This is a genomic window from Pseudomonas sp. Leaf58 (assembly GCF_003627215.1).
Taxonomy (GTDB): domain Bacteria; phylum Pseudomonadota; class Gammaproteobacteria; order Pseudomonadales; family Pseudomonadaceae; genus Aquipseudomonas.
In genome coordinates this window covers 210,703-226,073 of the sequence record NZ_CP032677.1, presented here as the reverse complement: position 1 = coordinate 226,073, position 15,371 = coordinate 210,703, and the positions used below count along the sequence as shown (strand labels likewise).

The following is a 15,371-nucleotide window of genomic DNA, read 5'->3' as shown; positions in this document are numbered from 1 at the left end:
GCCGCAAAGCGGCCTCGGCAATCTCAACCCCAGTGCAACTCCCCAGCCGGCACCGGCCGCCCAAACCAGTAGCCCTGCCCCAGCTGGCACTGCTCCTGCAACAGGAAGCTGGCCTGCTCCGCCTGCTCGATACCTTCGGCATGTACCTGCATGCCCATGCTGCGGGCCAGGGCGATGATCACCCGCACAATCGCAATATCGTCCTCATCAAGCGGCAAGCCGGCGACAAAGCCCTGGTCGATTTTCAGCTTCTGCACCGGCAGGCGCTTTAGCCGCAGCAACGAGGAATACCCGGTACCAAAGTCATCGATGGCCAAGGTCACGCCCAACTCACGCAGGCGATGCAGCTGCTCCAGCGCCACTTCCGGGTCTTCCATGACTGCGCTCTCGGTCACTTCCAACTCCAGCAAAGTCGAATCCAGGCCGGTGTCGTGCAGCACCTCGGCCACCTGCTGGTACAACTCGTGCTGGCCAAACAAGCGGCTTGAGATATTCACGGCCACGAATGCCAATGGCCGGCCTTCAGCTTGCCAATGCACCATTTGCTGGCAGGCCTGGCGCAGCACCCAGGCGTCGATTTCGGCAATCAGCCCGGTGCGCTCGGCAATCGGGATGAACTCGCCCGGCGGCACCAGCCCGCGCTGAGGGTGCTGCCAGCGCACCAGGGTCTCGACCCCGACCTGACGGCCAGTCGCCAGGTCGTGCACCGGCTGATAAAACACCCGCAATTCGTCCTGCTCGAGCGCCCGGCGCAGTTCGCCGGCGGTTTCGACCCGGTGCTGGGCGTGGGCGGTCAACTCTTCGGTGTACAGCGCATAGCAAGCCCGACCGCTGCTCTTGGCTTTGTACAAAGCCGAATCGGCATTGCGCAACAACTGCTCGGTGCTCAAGGCGTCGCTGGGGAACAGGCTGATGCCCGCGCTGACACTGATGAACAGACGATGGCCATCGAACAGGAACGGCTGGCGTATACGTTCGATGATGCTCTGCGCCAGCTTGCCCGCCTGGCCGACCTGCTGGCAGTTCTCCGCCAACACGCCGAATTCATCACCGCCAAGACGCGCCAGCGTCACGCCAGGGCCCAGCACCTCAGCCAGGCGCTCGCCCGCCTGCTTCAGCAACTGGTCGCCGATGGTGTGGCCAAGGCCGTCGTTGATGCTCTGAAAGTGGTCTAGGTCCAACAGCAGTAGGGCACAACCACGCTTGTTGGCCTGGGCGGTGGCCAAGGCCTGGGTCACTCGGTCGGTGAACAGCAGGCGGTTGGGCAACCCAGTCAGTGGGTCATGGTGGGCCAGGTAGGCCAGTTCCTGTTCAGTATGTTTGATCGCACTGATGTCGCTGAACACCGCCACGTAATGGCTGAGTTCGCCTTCGTCGTCGTGGATGGCGCAAATGGTCTGCCACTGCGGGTAGATTTCACCGCTCTTGCGCCGGTTCCAGATTTCGCCGCTCCATTCGCCCTTTTCCGCCAGGGTGGCGAATATCTGCTGGTAGAACTCCAGGCCATGGCGGCCCGACTTGAACTTGTTCGGGCGGTGGCCGATGACCTCGTCCTGCTGGTAGCCGGTAATGCGCATGAAGGCTCGGTTGACGTGCACGATCAGGCCTTGGCGGTCAGTTACCAGCACGCCTTCCAGGGTGCTGTCGAATACTGCTGCAGCCATGCGCAGCCGTTCCCGGTCTTCGCAGCGCAAGCGGGCGCCATGGCCGATGAAGTTGAGCAACCGGACCCGCGACACATAAATCAGCAAGCCACTGAACAGCAACCAGACCACCACATTGATCTGCCGCCCCACAGTCAGGGCCAAGGGGTCGTCGGTCATGCCGTGCAGCACCACCTCTGCCAGCGTCAGGCAGAGGATCGAGAGCACCACATATAGCGCAGCCATGCGCAAGGCGTCGCGAACGGAAACAGACATGTCGGATGCGATAGCCCACAAGAAAGGAGGGGCGATTATAAAGGTTCTGCTGCTCAAGGTGCGATTTGTGGTGGTTTCGAGATCGAGCGCCACCGACATATCGAGTTGCCAGCTTTGACTGGTTTTATTTCCCTGCCAAGGGATAATCAGCCCTTCCCCCTGCATTCCGAGGGTATTTAAACCTATGTGGTACAACGGCCTGCTCGACTTGTCGGCCTGGCAACTGGTCGGCATCACACTGCTGATGACCCACGTGACCATTGTCAGCGTCACGGTCTACCTGCACCGCTACTCCGCGCACCGAGCCCTGGAGCTCAATGGCGCGCTCAAGCACTTCTTCCGTTTCTGGCTGTGGCTGACCACGGCGCAGAACACCCGCGAATGGACCGCCGTCCACCGCAAGCACCACGCCAAATGCGAAACGCCCGACGACCCGCATAGCCCAGTGTACAAGGGCCTGGGCACGGTGCTGCGTAAAGGTGCCGAGCTGTACCGGGAAGAGGCGCGCAACGCCGAAACCCTACGCATCTACGGCAAGAACTGCCCGGACGACTGGGTCGAGCGCAACCTCTACTCGCGCTACAAGCTGGGCGGCATCGCACTGATGGCGGTGCTTGACCTGCTGCTGTTCGGCACCCTCGGCATCACCATTTGGGCGGTGCAGATGATGTGGATTCCGTTCTGGGCCGCCGGGGTGGTCAATGGCCTGGGCCACGCCGTCGGCTACCGCAACTTCGAGTGCCGCGATGCCGCCACCAACCTGGTGCCCTGGGGCATCATCATCGGTGGCGAAGAACTGCACAACAACCACCACACCTACCCCAACTCGGCCAAGCTGTCGGTCAAGCGCTGGGAGTTCGACATGGGTTGGGCGTGGATCCGCCTGTTCTGCCTGCTGCGCCTGGCCAAGGTGCAGCGCGTGGCGCCAATTGCCCACCGGGTCGAAGGCAAAGGCAGCCTGGACATGGATACGGCCATGGCCATTCTCAACAACCGCTTCCAGATCATGGCCCAGTACCGCAAGCTGGTGATTGGCCCCCTGGTCAAGCAAGAGCTGGCCCGGGTCGATGCCTCGGTCCGCCACCACTTCCGCCGCGCCAAGCGCCTGCTATCGCGCGAGACCAGCCTGCTGGAAGACCGCCACCATGTGCGCATCGAGTCGATGCTCGCCCACAGCCAGGCGCTGAAGACCATCTACGAAAAACGCCTGGCCCTGCAGCAGATTTGGGCGCGCACCAGCGCCAACGGCCATGACATGCTGGCCGCCATGAAGGACTGGGTACACGAAGCCGAAACCAGCGGCATCCAAGCCCTGCGCGATTTCGCGGCGCAACTCAAAACCTACTCCCTGCGCCCGACCGGCGCCTGACCGCCGTTGATCGGCACGCCCCATTGCAGGGCGTGCCGCCCGGAACTTCACCCCTTCGCCCCCACTCAAAGCCGGCACATCGCCCGCGTGGCGGGCCGGATGCTGGCCGCACGCTTTCACGTCGAGACCCGCTTCGTGCACATGGCCAAGAACATTCCAACAACCCTGCCCGGCACACCCCCTCCCGAGGCTGCGCAAACCTTGCTTGCCCTGCTCCACGCCCAAGGCGAGGTCGCCCGCCTGAGCGAGCGTGAGCAGCTGTTCAGTTCGCTGCTCGACAGCGTCAATGCCGTGCTGTGGGCCTTTGACTGGGAAACCCGCCAGGTGCTTTACGTCAGCCCCGCCTACGAGCGCATCTTCGGCCGCCCGGCAAGCCTGGTACTGGCCGACTACAACGAGTGGCGCGACTGCATCTACCCCGACGACCTGGAGTACGCAGAACGCAGCCTGGCCCAGGTGCTGCTCAAGGGCTCGGTGGAAGACCGCGAGTACCGCATTCTCAATGCCGACGGGCAGCTGCGCTGGCTGAGCGACAAGTGCTACATCAATCAGCAACGCGACGGTGACCGGGTCATCATTGTCGGCATCGCCGAAGACATTACCGAGAAGAAGCAACTGGAGGGCGAACTGCAGCGCCTGGCCACCACCGACGTGCTGACCCAGAGCAGCAACCGCCGGCACTTCTTCGAATGCGCGCAGCAAGCCTTCGACAGCGCCCGCGAAGACGGCACGCCGCTGGCTTTCCTGCTGCTGGATATCGACGATTTCAAGCGCATCAACGACAGCTACGGCCATCAAGAAGGCGACCAGGTTCTGCAACGCATCGCCGACAGTGGCAAGGCGGTGCTCCGCCGTGGCGACCTGTTCGGGCGCATTGGTGGCGAGGAGTTTGCCGCGGTGTTCCCGGGCTGTAATGCCCAGGTAGCGGAGCAAATTGCCGAGCGCTTGCAGCGGCAGATTCAACGCCTGAGTTTCAGCCATGGAGAGCAGACGTACGGGGTGACGGTGAGCCAGGGCTTGACCGAGCTGACCGACAAGGATGTGGCCCTGGACAGCCTATATGCCCGGGCTGATGCAGCGATGTACCAGGCCAAGCGCCAGGGCAAGAACCAGATCGTCCTGGGCTGAGCCCTGGGGGGCTTCGCAGCCCCAAAATCTCAACCCGAAACCTCGGCCTCAGCCACCGGCGGTTCTTGCGGTGGTTTCCCTTCTGGGTTCTCCACCTTGCGCAACCGGCTCAGCTCCGGCAGGCCAAGCTTCAGCAAGCGTGCGGTCTTGCCGCTGGCGACCTTCTCCAGCCCCTGCTCAGCCGGTAGCTGCGACAACTGCCCAGCCAGGTTCATGGCCAGGATCTCCCGCGAATACACCCCGCCGCCGAGCTGGTAGATCGCCGCAATCAACTCGCGCAGTGTCAGCGGTAACCGCCAACGCGTACGCAGCGCCGAGCCGAACGGCGCCGCGAATTCGTTGAGCGACAGTTGCACCTTGTCCTCGTCCAGTTCGCCGCCGGCCAAGCGCCACTCTTGCAAACAGCGCAATACCGCCAGGTCGCCCAAGCAATGGAGCAGCCCCGCGCAGTAACAACGCCCTTCGTCCAGCTCGAGCATGCGCGCCAAAGTACGGCCATACTCGGCCGCCCGCAGCGAAAGGCCCCAGAAGCGGGCCGCATGCTCGGCCAACAACGGGTCGCTGAGGCGGGCGCTGCGCTTGAGGGTCATGCCCAGGATCAGGTTCATGCTTTGGGTGCTACCCAGCTTGCTCAGGGCCTGCAGCAACGTTTGCACCGGTGCCTCACGGTGCAGCGCTGCGCTGTTGGCTGCCGCGATCAGCACAGCGGTAATCTGCGGATCGTTGCGCACTTCCGCCTCTAGCACCCTCAGGTCCAGGCCATGAGGGTCGAGTGCGCGTTTGATCGCCACCTGCACATCAGCCAGAAGCGGCCCGCCATCAGCGCTGGCACGGCGCTGCTCAAGGTAAGCTGGCAGGCTGGCCCCCGCCTGCAAGGCCGGCACCGGGCAGGCGATCTCTTCGCCAACGGCCAGCAGCAACTCTTCCAGGCGCTTGCGCAAGGTGTCCAGGTTCAGTGGCTTGCTCAGGTAGGCCGTGGGGTGCAGCGGCAGCGCTTCACGCACACTGGCGCTGTCGCTGCGGCTGCTCATGAGGATGAACGGCAACCCCGAACCTTTGGCGCGGACCTTGCGCAGCAGGTCGAGGCCATCGACACCGGCCAGCTCGCGGGCAGCGATGATAAGGTCGGGTTTGCTGGACAAGGCACTGAGCGCCTGCGAGCCGTCGGCGCAGACCTGCACCCGAGCATCACAGCGTACGCTGAGCAGCATTTCGCTGAGCATGTCACGTACCCATGGGTCGCCTTCCACAATCAGCACGCTTGGTGGGGTGGGGTGTGCAGCGTTCATCGCCAACTACTCCTGCATAGCCTGACACACAGTCCATCGCAGCTTCCAAAGCCAGTCCTCCGACAACCATAGCGCCACAGGGCTTTTCTGGGCACAAAAAAAACCCGCCGAAGCGGGTTTTTTCTGAAGCGTGTCACATCAGGCGATTTCAGCGAAGCACTCTTCGATGATAGCCAGGCCTTTGTCCAGCAGCGCGTCTTCGGCAGTCAGCGGAACCAGGATACGCAGGACGTTGCCGTAGGTACCGCAAGACAGCAGGATCAGACCCTTATCACGTGCCTTGGCAACTACTTGGCCAACAGCGGCAGCGTTCGGGGTGTGAGTGCCTTTCTCGAAGACTTCAACGGCAATCATCGAGCCCAGACCACGGACGTCGCCGATGATTGGGTGCTTTTTCTGGATTTCGCGCAGGCCAGTGGTCAGGCGCTCACCGACAGCCTTGCTGCGGTCCAGCAGCTTCTCTTCTTCGAACACTTCGATTACGGCCAGGGCCGCGGCGCAAGCGATCGGCGAACCGGCGTAGGTACCGCCCAGGCCGCCTGGGGCGATGGCGTCCATGTACTCGGCCTTGCCGCATACACCGGCCAGCGGGAAGCCGCCAGCGATGGACTTGGCGAAGGTGGTCAGGTCAGGCGCAACGCCCATCTGTTCCATGGCGAAGAAGGTACCGGTACGACCAGCGCCGGTTTGTACTTCGTCGGCGATCAGCAGGATGCCGTGCTGGTCGCACAGGGCGCGCAGGCGCTGCATCAGCTCTTTCGGCGCTGGCAGGAAGCCGCCTTCGCCTTGTACTGGCTCGAGGATGATCGCGGCGATGTCTTTAGGCTCAGCATCGTTCTTGAAGATGCGCTCGACCGAAGCGATGGCATCGTCAACGCTGATACCGTGCAGTTCGTTCGGGAACAGGGCGCGGAAGATGCCGCCTGGCATCAGGCCCATGCCAGCGGAGTACGGCACGACCTTACCGGTCAGGCCCAGGGTCATCATGGTACGGCCGTGGTAAGCGCCGGTGAAGGCGATTACGCCAGCACGGCCAGTAGCAGCACGGGCGATTTTGACGGCGTTCTCAACGGCTTCGGAGCCGGTGGTAACCAGCAGGGTCTTCTTGTCGAAGTTGCCAGGGACCAGCTTGTTGATCTTTTCGCACAGCTCTACGTAGGGTTCGTAAGCCAGTACCTGGAAGCAGGTGTGGCTGACCTTGGTCAGCTGCTCTTGCACGGCCGCAACCACTTTCGGGTGCAGGTGGCCGGTGTTCAGTACTGCGATGCCGCCCGCGAAGTCGATCAGTTCGCGGCCTTCAACGTCGATCACGGTCGAGTTCTTCGCGGTATCGACGAAGATCGGGTGGATCTGGCCAACGCCACGTGGGACGGCAGCTACACGACGTTGCATCAAGGATTCGTTGGTCTTGCTCATAATGCCCTCATTGCGCCGGGTTGGAGTGGCGCTTTTATTCGGGGGGGCTGGGTGTGCTCGCGAACAGTATTCGTTGATCGACTGCCGCAAACGCCCTGGCCACCAGGTACTGCAATGTAAAAAAGGCCAGCGAGACGTCGCTCTCGCGCCCCGCTGGCAGAGGTAAAGCCTTTACCGTGCGATCAGACGCTGATGCACAGGTATTTGATTTCGAGGTAGTCCTCGATACCGTACTTGGAACCTTCGCGGCCCAGGCCCGAAGCCTTGATGCCACCGAACGGTGCCACTTCGTTGGAGATCAGGCCGGTGTTGATACCCACCATGCCATACTCCAGGGCCTCGGCAACACGGAACACACGGCTCATGTCGCGGGCGTAGAAGTACGAAGCCAGGCCGAACTCGGTGTCGTTGGACATGGCGATGACTTCGGCTTCGTCTTTGAAGCGGAACAGCGGCGCCAGTGGGCCGAAGGTCTCTTCCTTGGCAACGGCAGCGGTCTTCGGTACGTCGACCAGGATGGTCGGCTCGAAGAAGTTGCCTTCGATGATCTTGCCGCCGGACAACACTTTGGCGCCTTTGGAAACGGCGTCTTCAATGTGTTCCTGAACCTTGGCGACAGCCTTGCCGTCGATCAGCGGACCAGTGGTGGTGCCGTCTTCCAGGCCGTTACCGATCTTCAGCTTGGCAACCGCAGCGGCCAGCTTCTGGGCGAACGCGTCGTAAACACCGTCCTGCACGTAGATACGGTTGGCGCAAACGCAGGTTTGGCCGTTGTTGCGGTACTTGGAGATGATCGCGCCCTCGACCGCCTTGTCCAGGTCGGCGTCGTCGAACACGATGAACGGGGCGTTGCCACCCAGCTCCAGGGAAACCTTCTTGATGTCCTTGGCGCATTCTTCCATCAGCTGGCGACCAATTTCGGTCGAGCCGGTGAAGGACAGCTTGCGTACCAGGGAGTTGCCAGTCAGTTCGCCGCCAACTTCGCCAGCGCTGCCGGTAACCACGCTCAGCACGCCAGCCGGGATGCCGGCACGGTGCGCCAGCTCGACCAGGGCCAGGGCGGAGTATGGGGTCTGCGAAGCTGGCTTGAGCACCATGGTGCAGCCAGCGGCCAGGGCCGGGCCGGCTTTACGGGTGATCATGGCCGCCGGGAAGTTCCACGGGGTGATGGCCGCGGTAACGCCGATTGGCTGCTTGATGACGATCAGGCGCTTGTCAGGCTGGTGGCCCGGGATGGTGTCACCGTAGACGCGCTTGGCTTCTTCGGCGAACCACTCGATGAACGAGGCGGCGTAGGCGATTTCGCCCTTGGCTTCGGCCAGCGGCTTGCCTTGCTCGGTGGTCATCAGGCGAGCCAGGTCGTCCTGGTTCTCGATCATCAGTTCGAACCAACGACGCAGCTTGGTCGAACGCTCTTTGGCGGTCAGTGCACGCCAGGCCGGCAGGGCCTTGTCGGCGGCTTCGATGGCGCGGCGGGTTTCCGCGGTGCCCATCTTCGGCACGGTACCGATGACTTCACCGGTGGCCGGGTTGGTCACCTTGATGGTCTGGCCGTTGTCCGCATCCAGCCACTCACCATTGATATAGGCTTGCTGGCGGAACAACTGAGCGTCTTTGAGCTGCATGTCGGCTTCCCGAATTGTTGATTGTAGAAAAGCGCCCAAGGCAGGGCATCGAGCGTTTGAAATCTCAAACGAATGCTAAGCGGCTGCTGGGGTGTAGGACAATAGGCTGTTCGAAAAAAAGAACGAATGGTTGAACAGCCCGTCCGGAAATGTCGCTACAGGTTAGACGATCGAGCGGAGGGAAATGTGAAAGGTGGGGCTTGGCATGAGAGCTTTTGCGCCTGTGAGATCAAGCGCCGCCCGCGCGGCGCTTCGCGGCACAAGGCCGCTCCCACATCTGTTTCGGGCCAGTCACGCCTGTGGGGTCACCTCTGGGCGCCTTGTTTGTTCCACTCGATAGCGAAGGTTGCGCTGCTGCTTTTCATCCATCTCAAGCCATGCGCCAAGGCTGCAACCCACCTGGCACAGGAATAATTGGCCCGAAACAGATGTGGGAGCGGCCTTGTGCCGCGAAGCGCCGCGCGGGCGGCGCTCGATCTCACAGGCGAAGAAAATGTTGTGGCAAGTACCCAGCAACCGAGATGCTTCCTCGACCCAATCAGAACGCCTTGGCCAAGTTGATCACCAGGGCTCGGTAGCCGACCGAGCCCGGCTGTCGGCTGTGCACCTTCAGCTCCACCAGCACCTCCTGGGTCCCGCGTCGCACCTCGTTGAGCACGGTAGTGGTGAGCTTCTCCGGGGTCAGGAAGTTCACCGACGCCGAGTAGATGAACTGGGTGTCGGTCTCCGGGCGGTAGGCCACCACCGAGGTCACCGGGCTGTACCACTCGTCGCCGCGTTCCTTGCCGTATTCCCACACCTGCTCGACCGTGCCCTTGGCCTCGTCGATGCGGTATTCCACTGCCCGGCTGTAGTTGCCGGCCAGCTTGGTGGGCGCAAAGTCCCGGCCCCAACCGTTATCGAACACGGTCAGTGTGCCTTTGCCGGTCAGCCAGGCGGTGTGTTGGGTCCACGACCAGTCGAAGCCTTCGCCAGCGACCGGTTGCAGCACCTTCTCGCGCAGATGCTGTGGCCAGCCTTGAGGCGAGGCGAGAATCCATTTCACCTGCTTGTCGCGACCGATCTTCACCACGCCCTGATGCCGTGCTGAAACGATGATGCTGTCGTCATCGGCATCGTAGTCGATGGCATTGACGTGCGCCCAGTTCCGCCCGGTACCTACCCCTGGTGTGTCACCAAAAGGCAAGTCACCCTCGGCCAGTTCGTTGGCTAACCGGTCATCCTGCTTGTGCACACCCTGCGGCAACTGAATGGCCGCCTTGCCCAGGGTTTCCAGCAGGTCGCCGCGGTAGGGGTCGAGGATCTGGTTGAGGTCCCAGAAGTCCAGCACATCACCTGCCTCGTTGACCTCGATGATGTGGTCGCGGATAGAGCGCACGCGCTTGCCGTCGGGCCGACGATAGTCGCTGGTGCCCACCCGCAGCAGGTAGGTGCCATGGGCAGTCTCGCGGATTTCATGGGAGAAATCGGCAAATTTGTCGGGCAGGCTGCGCTGCCAGATGCGCCGGCCTAGCAGGTCGTACTTGGAATACGTTTGGCCCTGGCCCCAGATCAGCTTGCCGTCGCGGGTTTGCTGGAAGCCCATGGTGCCGCCCAAGCCGTCGCGGCGGTTGGAGTCGTGGATCTGCTCGATGTCCAGGTACCAACGCACGTCACCGTTGCTGTCAGCGATCCAGTTGTTGCCCACCTGGTCCCATTCCGCCGCCCCCCCCAAGGCGTTCCACTTGAGCGCGCGCCCGCCAGGGATGTCACCGAGCAGGTGGTTGAACAGGTACAGGCGCTTCTCAAAACCTGCGGCCACTTTGATCGGCTGCACTTCCGGTAGCGCAGCGGTCTGCTTCGCCACCACCGGCAGGCGCACGGCCGGTGCGTAGATCTGGTATTGCTCGCGAACGCGTTCGCCGTCGAGCTTGTAGGTCACTTCCACCTGGTTGACGTGGTCCGGGTACAGGCCGAATACCGGGATGCCGCCGTAGGTCCACAACGAACGGTCGGACACCTCGTAGGCAATGTCTACACCCCGCTCGCCACGCCCCAGTACGCGCACATGGGCGGCACTCAGGCTGCGCCCGCCGTCGCGGATGATCGCGGTCAGCGGCGCCAGGCGGTACGGGTTGACCACCACATCGCCGAGCAGCGCCTCGTCACGCGCGGGGACCTTGGCGGTGAGGCAGGCGCCTTCTGGCAAGGCGGGGGTTTCGGTCTTGGCATTCATGGCAAAGCTCCTTGTGCTCAGAAATCGTAACGGGCGGTGGCGCCGAAGGTGCGCGGGGTACCGAGCACGCCGGCATAACCACCATTGGCGGAGTTCCACAGGCTGGTGAAGTAGGTTTTGTCGCCAGCGTTTTTCACCCACAGCGACAGGTCGACCACGCCATCGCCCTGGTCCAGGCGCACACCGGCGGAAAGGTTGACCAACGCGTAGCTGGGTATTTGGCCGAAATCGGAATCGTCGATGGTGCCTACCGCCTTCGAGCGGAAGGCGTAACTGGCAGTGACGTAGGGTTCGATGTGTTCGCTCGCCTGCCATTTGTACTGGGTGTTGAGGTTGGCGATGTACTTGGAGGCGCCAACCACTTGGTGGCCGGACAGGTCGCAGGTGGCCGTGGCATTGGCCAAGCTCACCTCTGGCGGGCAGGGTGCGTCGTCGTACTCGGTGTAACGCACGTCGTTCCACGAACCGTTGAAATTGACCGTAAGGCCGCGGACCGGCAGCGCCGTGGCCTCGAACTCCAGGCCACGCGAGCGCACGCTGCCGGCGTTGGCCAGGTACTGCACGCGGTTGATCTGGTCGTAGACATTGGCCTGGTAGCCGTGCACCTGCGCCCAGAACAGGTTGGCGTTGAGTTGCAGGCGGTTGTCGAGCAGCGTGCTTTTCAAGCCGATTTCGGCGTTATTGACCCGTTCGGTACCGACTAGCAGCGAGTCGGTGCCCAGCCGTGGCGCTGCGCCGACGGTAAGGTTGATACCGCCAGACTTCTCGCCATGGGTCAGGGTGGCGTAGCCCAGCAGTTGCTCGTTGAAGCGGTAGCTCAGGCCCAGTAGCCCGGAGGGGCTGAAGCTGTACTGGTTAAGGTCGCCCGAGTCGTAGGCGCCTACCCGGCCCTGGTGCGCAGCGGCAGCGGCCCCGGCCACAGCTGCGCCGCCGGTTGGTGCATCGCGGGTTACCCAGGCGCTCTTCTCTTCGTAGGTGCCGCGGATACCGGCGGTGAAGTCCAGGCGGTCGGTGATGTGCCAAGTGCTCTGGGCGAACAGCGCGTAACTGTCGGTATCGATGTGGCCGTTGCCGATGGTGTCGACGTTGGCCAGGGCACCGGCCGGGGTGAGGTTCCAGATGTCGGCCTGCGGCCCGTAGTAAGTGAAGGATTTGTTGTCCAGGTCTTGCTTGAAGTAATAGGCGCCCAACACGTAGTCGAAGGCACCGCCGGTGGGCGAGGCCAGGCGAATTTCCTGGGAATACTGCTTGTCGCGCACCGACACCCCAGCGCTGTAGAACACTGGCACGTTGAGGCCGTCGTCGTTACGCGGGGTAAAGTCCCACCAGCGGTAGGCGGTGATCGAGGTCAGGGTGAAGTCGTTGGGCAAGGTCCAGTTGGCCTCCACCGAGGTACCGCCCTGAAACACCGTCACCTGCTGGTCGGCGTCGAAGTTGACCTTACGGTCCTTGCCCGACACCAGTGTCGCACCCGCCTGGGCGGCCAGGCTTTCGTAGCGGTTGACGCCATTGATGGTTGGCCCGGTGCTGTACAGGCTGAGGATGCCGTTGTCGGAGTCCTCTTCGTTGTATTCGCCGATCCAGCGCAGGTTGAAGGTTTCGCTCGGCTTGAACAGCAGCTGGGTGCGAAAGCCCTGGCGCTTGCCGCCGTTGAGGTCGTCGCCGTTATGAATGTTCTTCACATAGCCGTCGTCCTGCGTGCGGTAGGCACTGATGCGCCCGGCCAGAGTCTCGCTGATCGGCCCCGAGAAGCTGCCTTGGGTCTGCAGGTAGCCGTCTTCGCCAATCGATTGCTGGATGCTGCCCTCGCGGTGAAAGGTGGGTTTGCGCGTGCTGATGTTGAGCACGCCAGCAGTGGTGTTCTTGCCGAACAGCGTGCCTTGCGGACCGCGCAGTACTTCCAGCTGCTCCACGTCCAGCAGGTCGAACACTGCCATGCCGGGGCGGCCGAGGTAGACGTTGTCCAGGTAGATGCCGACGCTGCCTTCCAGGCCATCGCTGGCTGGGTTGTTGCCCAGGCCGCGGATCGAGATGCTCGACTGGCGGGCATGCACATAGGCGACGTTGGTGCTGGGCACCAGCTGTTGCAAATCCTGTACGCGGTAGATGCGTTGGCTTTCCAGGGTTTCACTGTCGAGCACGCTGATCGGTGTGGGCACGCTTTGCGCGGTTTCTTCACGGCGGCGGGCATTGACCGTGACAGTGCCAAGCTTGGCTTCCTGCTCCACCGCCGGGGTGGCACTAGCCGGCTCTTCGGCGAAGCTGGCGCCGGACGCTGCCAGCAATACGCCGGCGGCCAAGGGTTGCAAGGTGAAACGCGACGCGCGCGCAGGCCAACGGGAAAGTCCGGACATGCAAATGCTCCTTGAGGCATGGGCCCTGGCGAGCATTTCCGTTGGCGGAACCGAATCGCGGTCAGATGGGCTTATATTCTTTTAAGAGATATAAATATTTGTAATTCATATTTTGTGGAATAAGTGACTCCCTTTATAAGGGGACTCACCCTTGTCAGCAATTGCATTTGGCCGAAGGTTTTAATGTAAAAAATGCATATCGATCTGCGCCAGTTGCGCCACTACATTGCCCTTGTTGAACACCGCAGCTTTGTCGCAGCGGCGGCGGCGGTGAACCTGTCGCAATCGGCTTTCAGCCGCAGCATCCAGACGCTGGAGCACAACGTCGGCTGCCGCCTGGTAGACCGCGCCAGCAAGGAGCTGGCGCCGACCCGCCAGGGCTTGCTGGTGCTTGAGCACTCGCGGCGGTTGGTGCATGGGGCACACAACCTGGTCAACGAGATTCATCAATTCAACGGCGCCACCACCGGTGTAGTGCGCTTTGGCTCCGGCCCGGCGCCAGCCGGGGGCTTGGTGCCACGGGCCGTGGCGCGCTTCGTGGCCGAATACCCAGCCGCGCGTACCTGCTTCCAGGTAGATAACTGGCAGGCGCTGAACCGCAAGCTGATAGCCGAGGAGATCGAGTTCTTCGTCGCCGATACTCGCCAGTTCGAATCCGACCCGGATTACCGCGTACACAAACTGGCGGCGCAACGCTGGCACTTCTGCTGCCGCGCTGGGCATCCACTGACTGCACAGGCCGAAGTGCAGGCGCGGGATGTGTTCGATTACCCGCTGGCGACCACTTTGCGCCCGCCGAACATTCGCAAGATCCTCAGCGACCTTAGCGGGCGGCAGGACTTTCTGCCGTCGGTAGAGTGCGAGCACGGCTACGCACTGCTGAACGTGGTGATGCATTCGGACACCATCGGCATTGCCTGCAATGCCAATTTGCGGCCATATCAGCGTGATGGGGGATTAGTGGCGTTGCAGTTGGCGGACCTTACGGCGGAACAGGAAGAGGCGTTCTATACCCGTTACGGGGTAGTGAGCCGGGTGGGGTATGGCTTGTCGCCGCTGGCCCAGGGGCTGGTCAGGCAATTGATTGCCTGTGATACCGAGGTTTAGGCTTGCCGGCGAAAGGGCCGCAAAGCGGCCCCGGCAATATCAGCCCTTACGCGTAGTCCGGCTCAACTGCCCATCCACCCCAACCGGCACCTCGCCCGCCAAGGTCACCCGCCGCACCACGCGCGGCTGGGTGCCATAGTCATCCACCGCGTAATGCTGCGTCGCGCGGTTATCCCAGATCGCCACATCCCCCGCCTGCCAGCGCCAGCGTACAGTGTTCTCCAGGCGCGTCACATGCCCCTGCAACACCGCGAACAAGTGCTGCGAATCAGCCAGCGAATAGCCCTTGATGCGCTTCACGAAATGCCCCAGCTGCAACACCCGCTCGCCGCTGATCGGGTGCACCCGTACCACCGGGTGCTCGGTCTCATAGACGGTGGAGGTGAACACCTTGCGATAGCGCTCCAGCTTGGCCGGCTCCACGTCGGGCTTGAGGCTGGCATAGTCATATTCATTGCTGTGTATCGCCCACAACTTATCGGCCAGCTCACGCAGCGGCTCGGGCAGCTCCTGGTAGGCCGCCGCAGTGTTGGCCCACACCGTATCGCCACCCGAGGCCGGCGCCACCACGCTGCGCAGGATCGAGGCCTTGGGGTAGGCATCGACGAAGGTGACATCGGTGTGCCACGAGTTGGCCCGCTGGCCTTCGGCGCCATCGAGCTGTAGCAGGTAGCTGGTGCCGTCGACCACCGGCACGGTGGGGTGGGCGACCGGTTCGCCGAGTAACTTGGCGAAGGCTTCCTGGCTTTGGTCATCCAGGTGTGCCTGGCCACGGAAGAAGATCACCTTGTGTTTCACCAGCGCGGCCTGGATGGCGTCGAGGGTGGCGGCATCGAGGTCGGCGGACAGTTGCACCCCACGTATTTCGGCGCCGATACGGCCAGCAACCGGGTGAATGTCGAGTTCGAGAGTGTGTGGCGCGGAGGCCAGGGCGGCATTGCTCATGGTT

Annotated in this window: 10 protein-coding genes; 3 read left to right on the top strand and 7 right to left on the bottom strand. The window is 62.6% G+C overall.

The window, feature by feature from the left end; genetic code table 11:
- Positions 1-23 precede the first annotated feature (23 nt).
- Complete coding sequence (gene dibA / locus DV532_RS00930) at positions 24-1,919, bottom strand: phosphodiesterase DibA (protein WP_056806042.1); 1,896 nt, start codon at positions 1,917-1,919, stop codon at positions 24-26.
- A gap of 184 nt (positions 1,920-2,103) precedes the next feature.
- On the opposite strand from dibA, the gene desA reads away from it, so the two are divergent.
- Both desA and DV532_RS00920 read left to right on the top strand, forming a co-directional pair.
- Entirely contained in the window at positions 2,104-3,288 is a 1,185-nt protein-coding gene (gene desA / locus DV532_RS00925) for a delta-9 fatty acid desaturase DesA (protein ID WP_056806043.1), read from the top strand.
- Positions 3,289-3,387: 99 nt separating this feature from the next.
- Positions 3,388-4,416 (top strand): sensor domain-containing diguanylate cyclase, encoded by a 1,029-nt coding sequence (locus tag DV532_RS00920; protein WP_056806046.1) that lies wholly within the window; start codon positions 3,388-3,390, stop codon positions 4,414-4,416.
- Between the two features lie 29 nt (positions 4,417-4,445).
- On the opposite strand, the gene DV532_RS00915 is transcribed toward DV532_RS00920, so the two are convergent.
- The 5 genes from DV532_RS00915 to DV532_RS00895 all read right to left on the bottom strand — a co-directional run bounded on the left by DV532_RS00915 (position 4,446) and on the right by DV532_RS00895 (position 13,315).
- Positions 4,446-5,705 carry a response regulator gene (locus DV532_RS00915; protein WP_056806048.1) on the bottom strand — a complete coding sequence of 420 codons (1,260 nt, stop codon included), beginning with the start codon at positions 5,703-5,705 and terminating at the stop codon, positions 4,446-4,448.
- Positions 5,706-5,843: 138 nt separating this feature from the next.
- On the bottom strand, positions 5,844-7,121 hold the full coding sequence (gene gabT, locus DV532_RS00910; RefSeq protein WP_056806050.1) for a 4-aminobutyrate--2-oxoglutarate transaminase: 1,278 nt from the start codon (positions 7,119-7,121) through the stop codon (positions 5,844-5,846).
- Between the two features lie 182 nt (positions 7,122-7,303).
- Positions 7,304-8,746 (bottom strand): NADP-dependent succinate-semialdehyde dehydrogenase, encoded by a 1,443-nt coding sequence (gene gabD, locus DV532_RS00905; RefSeq protein ID WP_056806053.1) that lies wholly within the window; start codon positions 8,744-8,746, stop codon positions 7,304-7,306.
- Positions 8,747-9,284: 538 nt separating this feature from the next.
- Positions 9,285-10,961, bottom strand: a complete 1,677-nt coding sequence (locus DV532_RS00900) for an aryl-sulfate sulfotransferase (RefSeq protein WP_056806056.1) — start codon at positions 10,959-10,961, stop codon at positions 9,285-9,287.
- 17 nt (positions 10,962-10,978) lie between these two features.
- Positions 10,979-13,315, bottom strand: coding sequence for a TonB-dependent receptor (locus DV532_RS00895; RefSeq protein ID WP_056806058.1), 2,337 nt, complete (start codon positions 13,313-13,315; stop codon positions 10,979-10,981).
- A 192-nt stretch (positions 13,316-13,507) separates the two neighbouring features.
- Between DV532_RS00895 and DV532_RS00890 the strand changes: the two genes are divergently transcribed.
- Positions 13,508-14,422: a LysR family transcriptional regulator gene (locus DV532_RS00890; protein WP_056806062.1), complete on the top strand. Its 915-nt coding sequence runs from the start codon at positions 13,508-13,510 to the stop codon at positions 14,420-14,422.
- 39 nt (positions 14,423-14,461) lie between these two features.
- On the opposite strand, the gene DV532_RS00885 is transcribed toward DV532_RS00890, so the two are convergent.
- Complete coding sequence (locus tag DV532_RS00885) at positions 14,462-15,367, bottom strand: TauD/TfdA family dioxygenase (protein WP_056806066.1); 906 nt, start codon at positions 15,365-15,367, stop codon at positions 14,462-14,464.
- Between the last annotated feature and the right edge of the window lie 4 nt (positions 15,368-15,371).

What these genes read in the sequence shown, in the direction of transcription:
- dibA (WP_056806042.1), bottom strand. Translation starts at nt 1,919, where the DNA reads ATGTCTGTTTCCGTTCGCGACGCCTTGCGCATGGCTGCGCTATATGTG.
- desA (WP_056806043.1), top strand. Translation starts at nt 2,104, where the DNA reads ATGTGGTACAACGGCCTGCTCGACTTGTCGGCCTGGCAACTGGTCGGC.
- DV532_RS00920 (WP_056806046.1), top strand. Translation starts at nt 3,388, where the DNA reads ATGCTGGCCGCACGCTTTCACGTCGAGACCCGCTTCGTGCACATGGCC.
- DV532_RS00915 (WP_056806048.1), bottom strand. Translation starts at nt 5,705, where the DNA reads ATGAACGCTGCACACCCCACCCCACCAAGCGTGCTGATTGTGGAAGGC.
- gabT (WP_056806050.1), bottom strand. Translation starts at nt 7,121, where the DNA reads ATGAGCAAGACCAACGAATCCTTGATGCAACGTCGTGTAGCTGCCGTC.
- gabD (WP_056806053.1), bottom strand. Translation starts at nt 8,746, where the DNA reads ATGCAGCTCAAAGACGCTCAGTTGTTCCGCCAGCAAGCCTATATCAAT.
- DV532_RS00900 (WP_056806056.1), bottom strand. Translation starts at nt 10,961, where the DNA reads ATGAATGCCAAGACCGAAACCCCCGCCTTGCCAGAAGGCGCCTGCCTC.
- DV532_RS00895 (WP_056806058.1), bottom strand. Translation starts at nt 13,315, where the DNA reads ATGTCCGGACTTTCCCGTTGGCCTGCGCGCGCGTCGCGTTTCACCTTG.
- DV532_RS00890 (WP_056806062.1), top strand. Translation starts at nt 13,508, where the DNA reads ATGCATATCGATCTGCGCCAGTTGCGCCACTACATTGCCCTTGTTGAA.
- DV532_RS00885 (WP_056806066.1), bottom strand. Translation starts at nt 15,367, where the DNA reads ATGAGCAATGCCGCCCTGGCCTCCGCGCCACACACTCTCGAACTCGAC.